The organism is Thiohalomonas denitrificans (genome assembly GCF_016841685.1).
Lineage (GTDB): Bacteria > Pseudomonadota > Gammaproteobacteria > Thiohalomonadales > Thiohalomonadaceae > Thiohalomonas > Thiohalomonas denitrificans_A.
This window is the reverse complement of record NZ_JAENYR010000135.1, coordinates 1-5,167: the sequence shown is the minus strand read 5'-3', so window position 1 is coordinate 5,167 and position 5,167 is coordinate 1. Positions and strand designations below refer to the sequence as shown.

Below are 5,167 nucleotides of genomic sequence, written 5' to 3'. Positions count from 1 at the left end.
GGCGGATATCGGCGCCACAGCGAGCGAATTCGCGTCCTGCGGTATTCACCTCGAACACCCGGTCGGCGTGGAGCGATTGCCGGGATTCGAAGCGGGAAGCGCATCGGTCCAGGACGAGGCCGCGCAACTGGCCGCCGGTCTCGTCGCGCCGGCAGCGGGCGAACGGATCCTCGATGCCTGCGCCGCCCCCGGCGGCAAGACCGGGCACCTGCTCGAGCTCGCACCCGAAGCCCGGGTATTCGCCCTGGATCGGGATGCCGGACGGTTGCAGCGGGTCAGGGAAAACCTCAACCGCCTGGGGCTTTCCGCGGAGGTTGCGGCGGGAGATGCTGGAGCCCCCGAAACCTGGTGGGACGGGAAACCGTTCGATCGCATTCTCCTCGATGCCCCCTGTTCGGGTACCGGAGTGATTCGCCGGCACCCGGATATCAAGCTGCTGCGCCGCCCCGGCGATATCGACGCCCTGGTGCAGGAGCAGCGGCGGTTGCTGGAGGCATTGTGGCCCCTGTTGAGTCCAGGCGGTATGCTTGTCTACTCCACCTGTTCGCTGCTACGCGATGAAAACGATCGCCAGCTCGCCGCTTTTCTGGCGTCGCGTGATGATGCCGTTGAAGAACCGATTAGCGCCGAGTGGGGAAGGGCGGCAGCGGTAGGACGCCAGATACTGCCGGGCGAGAACGGAATGGATGGCTTCTATTACGCGCGTCTGAGCAAACGATGAAATGATGTTGAAGCACTGGCTCTCCGCACTGCTGGTCTCCCTACTGCCACTGTCAGTGGCAGTTGCAAAGGAGGACTTTGCCGTTCAGGACGCCAAGACCCGACTTGAGGGTGGCGTCTACCTGCTCGACGCGGAGGTCGACTACCGCTTCTCCTCCAAGGCGCTGGATGCCCTGGAAAATGGCGTCCCACTGGTACTGGTCCTGGATATAGAGGTGGAAAAGAAGCGCCCCTGGTGGTGGTATGACTCCGAGGTGGCCTCGCTGGAACAGCGGTTCGAGGTCCAGTACCACGCCCTTTCCGACCAGTACCTCCTGAGCAATCTCAATAGCGGCGCACTCTATGCCTACCCGACGCTTTCCTCGACGGCGGATGCGGTCGGAGATATCCGCAGCCTGCCGCTCCTGGACGCCAATCTGATAGAGCCGGATGCCACTTACGAGGTGCAACTCAGGTCTCGACTCGATATCGAAGCCCTACCTCTGCCGCTGCGGCCCCTTGCCTACGTGTTACCCGGGTGGCGCCTATCGAGTGAGTGGTACGCATGCGCGCTAACGCCCTGAAACGCCTCTTCTCGGGTCCGCGCCCGGTAGTGCTGATGTTCGCGTTGCTGTTCACCTCCCTCTACCTGATGAGTGGCGCCACCCAGAATTCGGCCACCTTTGGCAAGCTCTACTCGCTGCTGCTGGCAGTGAACATCGTCGCACTGGTACTACTGGTCGGACTGATTCTCCGTCATCTTTGGCGACTGGTCGTCCAGTACCGCCAGCGCGCGCCGGGTTCCCGGCTGACCGCCCGCCTGGTGGTGATGTTCGTCATCCTTGCAGTTGCCCCGGTTTCGGTCGTCTACTACTTCGCCCTCCAGTTCCTCGATCGCGGCATCGACAGCTGGTTCGATGTGCGCGTCGAGCAGGCCCTGGGCGACGCCCTGGACATGGGCCGTGCCGCCCTTGATGGCCGGGTGCGTAATCTGCTGCGGGAGAGCCGCCAAATGGCTGAAGCGGTCGGTTCTCTGCCCTCTCCCAAGACGACGTTGCGTCTATACGAACTCCGCTCCAGGAGCGAGGCGCTGGAGTTGACCCTGCTGACGCTCGACGGCACGGTCATCTCGAGCAGCAGCGCGGAACCGGCGGAACTGGTCCCCTCCATTCCCAATTCAGCGATCCTGCTGCAGCTGCGCCAGGGAGAGGATTTTGCCGCCCTCGAGCCGGTGAGTGAGGGCGGCGGGCTGCAGGTGCGCATCGCCGTTCGCGTGCCCAAGAGTCATCCCGCCGGGGAAGAGCGGGTTCTGCACGCTTTGTTTTCGGTTCCCGGGCAGATCAGTGAATTAGCCGACTCGGTGCAATCGGCGTTTGCCGATTACCGGGAATTGGCCTTTCTGCGCCAGCCACTCAAGTACAGTTTTATCCTGACCCTGTCGCTGGTCCTGTTGCTGTCGCTGTTGACTGCGGTATGGGCGGCCTTTTTCGCGGCGCGACGACTGGTGGCTCCCATATCCGACCTGGTGGAAGGCACCCGGGCGGTGGCGGCTGGCGATTACGATAAAAAACTGCCGCTGCCCGGACGCGATGAGCTCGGCTTCCTGGTACGCTCTTTCAACGAGATGACGCGGAAGATCGCGCTGGCTCGGGATGAGGCGCATAAAAGCCAACAGCACGCCGAAGAGCAGCGCAGTTACCTGGAGACCGTCCTCGGCCACCTCTCCTCGGGGGTGCTGACGGTCGACACGGAACTGGTACTGCGTACCACCAACGCCACAGCAGGACACATCCTGGGGGTTGAGTTGGCCCCGTTGCTGGGGCGACCCTTCGTCGAGCTGCGTGAGCGCCACCCGGCACTGGAATCGCTGGTGGAGTCGCTTCTGCCGCGGTTGAACGAGCCTGCCGGCGACTGGCGCAGCGAAGTCGTGCTGTTCGGCAGCGGTGGACGACAGGTACTGATGTGCCGGGGCTCGGCGCTGCCCGGCGTCGGTGACATCCAGGGTGGACACGTCATCGTCTTCGATGATGTCACTGCCCTCATCCAGGCGCAGCGAAACGCCGCCTGGGCGGAGGTGGCCCGGCGCCTCGCCCACGAAATAAAAAATCCACTCACCCCCATCCAGCTTTCGGCAGAGCGCCTGCGCCGCAAGTACCTCAAGGAGATGTCCGCCGATGAGGCAGACCTCCTGGACCGCGCCACCCATACCATCATCCAGCAGGTAGAGGCGATGAAGACCATGGTGCGCTCCTTTTCCGAATACGCCCATACACCGGAAATGGATTTTCAGCCCCTCAACCTCAACACTGTGGTCAGCGAGGTGGTAGAGCTCTATCGGGGAGGGTACGCCGCCATCGAACTCGATCTCGACCGGGAGCTGCCCCCGGTGGAAGCGGACGCCGGACGCCTGCGTCAGGTCCTCCACAATCTCATCAAGAACGCCATCGAGGCCGGCAGCGAGATGCACCCCGTCACGATTAGAGTGAGTACATCCTGTCCGGGCAGTGACAGCTGCCGCTTCGTACAGCTAGACCTTACTGATGATGGCCCGGGGATTCCCGAAGTACTGCTGGGAAAGCTTTTTGAACCCTACGTCACCACCAAACCCAAAGGTTCCGGATTGGGCCTGGCGATTGTCCAGAAGATCATCGAGGAGCATGGGGGCATGTTGAGCGTGGAGAACACGCAACCCCGGGGCGTCAGCGTGAGCATTCGCCTGCCGATTCGGCAGACCGACGCCCTTGCGTCCTGACCGATCCATCAGGATTGCACCCCAGGCCCGGAAAATTCACGAACTCACCGCAAAGACGCCAAGAGCGCAAAGGATTCCATTGCTTATCGGCATACATAACCGAAAACAACGGAAACGTCAGAACCGCGGCGATAATGCAAGATGCATGGTAATAGGGGCTTTGCGTCCTTTGCGGTGAATAATCTGAAGGGTGCCGCGGTTTTCGTGACAGCCACATTGGTTGAGTGATAAGGCCAAAGTGCCTGGTGGTACGATGAATCTTAGCTTTTTCAAAAACTGACAACAGGATGGCAATGGCTTCGGCATATATTTTGGTCGTCGACGACGAACCGGACATTCGTACCCTGCTACAGGAGATCCTCCAGGACGAGGGCTATGAAGTGGCGACCGCCGAATCCGGCGAAGAGGCGCGCCGGCTTCGGCGCGTCCGCCGTCCCGATTTGGTCCTGCTCGACATCTGGATGCCGGGGATCGACGGTATCTCTCTGCTCAAGGAGTGGAAAGAGGAGGAGGAGGATGGCAGCACCCCGATCATCATGATGTCCGGGCACGGCACGGTGGAAACCGCGGTGGAGGCGACCCGCCTGGGGGCCTACGACTTCATCGAAAAGCCGCTGTCGCTCGCCAAGCTGCTGGTGACCGTGCAGCGGGCGCTCGAAGCCTACAACCTCTACCGGGAAAACGTCGGCCTCAAGCGTCAGGCGCAGCCGGTTACCGAGCCGGTCGGAAAGAGCGAGGCGATGCGCCGGCTCATCAATCAGGTACGCCGCATTGCCCAGCACGATACGGCGGTGCTTATCAACGGTGAACCGGGTTCCGGCAAAAGCCTGTTTGCCCGCTACCTGCATGACTCCAGCCCACGTCGGCGCGGCCCCTTCGTCGATGTCGGGGTCGCCTCGTTGCTGGGGGACAATCCGGCGGTCGAACTCTTCGGCGGGGAAGAGGAGGGGCATGTCCAGTACGGGCTTCTGGAGCAGGCCAGCGGCGGCACACTGTTTCTTGATGACATCGGCGATATGGATATCGCCACACAGGCCCGGCTACTGGGAGCCCTGGAAACGGGCCGCTACCAACGCATCGGCGGCAGCGAACCGGTTGAGACCGACGTACGCATCGTCGCCGCCACCCGCTATGATCTGGAGCAGCGAATCGCCGAGGGACGCTTCCGCAATGATCTGTACTATCAGCTCAATGTGGTACCGCTGACAGTCGTATCCCTGCGGCAGCACGCCGAGGATATCCCCGAACTGCTGAATTTCTATGTGGACTATTTCGTCAGTCAGGACAATCTGCCCTACCGGGATTTTTCGGTCTCGGCGCAGAACCGGCTTCGCCATTACGCCTGGCCCGGGAATGTGCGGGAGCTGAAAAACCTTGTCCAGCGTCTGCTCATCGTGGGTCACAGCAGTCAGGTCGATGCCGATGAAGTGGATGCCGCGCTCGGGAGCGCAAAACACGCCGCATCCCCGGCAGTGGGGGTCGCCTTCGACCTACCCCTTCGTCAGGCACGCGAGCAATTCGAACGCACCTACTTCGAGCACCTGCTGCGGGAATATGGCGGCAATGTAAACCAGACCGCCCAGCACGCCGGCGTCGAACGCACCCACCTCTATCGCAAGCTGCGGACACTGGGGATTGACCCGAAGCAGGTGGAATAGGGCGAGTGGCGAGTGGCGAGTGGCGAGTGGCGAGTGGCGAGTGGCGAGTGGCGAGTGG

General features: G+C 62.0%; 4 protein-coding genes. All 4 read left to right on the top strand.

Features of this window, described 5'->3' with window-relative positions:
* Nucleotides 1-721: methyltransferase domain-containing protein (locus Q7L05_RS16870; protein ID WP_303909399.1), on the top strand; the 721-nt coding region annotated here is incomplete at its 5' end.
* Nucleotide 722: 1 nt separating this feature from the next.
* On the top strand, nucleotides 723-1,283 hold the full coding sequence (locus Q7L05_RS16865) for a DUF4390 domain-containing protein (RefSeq protein WP_303909397.1): 561 nt from the start codon (nucleotides 723-725) through the stop codon (nucleotides 1,281-1,283).
* The gene (locus tag Q7L05_RS16860) at nucleotides 1,265-3,451 is read left to right on the top strand and encodes a sensor histidine kinase (RefSeq protein ID WP_303909395.1); all 2,187 of its coding nucleotides are present in this window, start codon (nucleotides 1,265-1,267) and stop codon (nucleotides 3,449-3,451) included. The genes Q7L05_RS16865 and Q7L05_RS16860 overlap by 19 nt, the downstream gene beginning before the upstream one ends.
* A gap of 293 nt (nucleotides 3,452-3,744) precedes the next feature.
* Complete coding sequence (locus tag Q7L05_RS16855) at nucleotides 3,745-5,109, top strand: sigma-54-dependent transcriptional regulator (protein WP_303909393.1); 1,365 nt, start codon at nucleotides 3,745-3,747, stop codon at nucleotides 5,107-5,109.
* The last annotated feature ends 58 nt before the right edge of the window (nucleotides 5,110-5,167 follow it).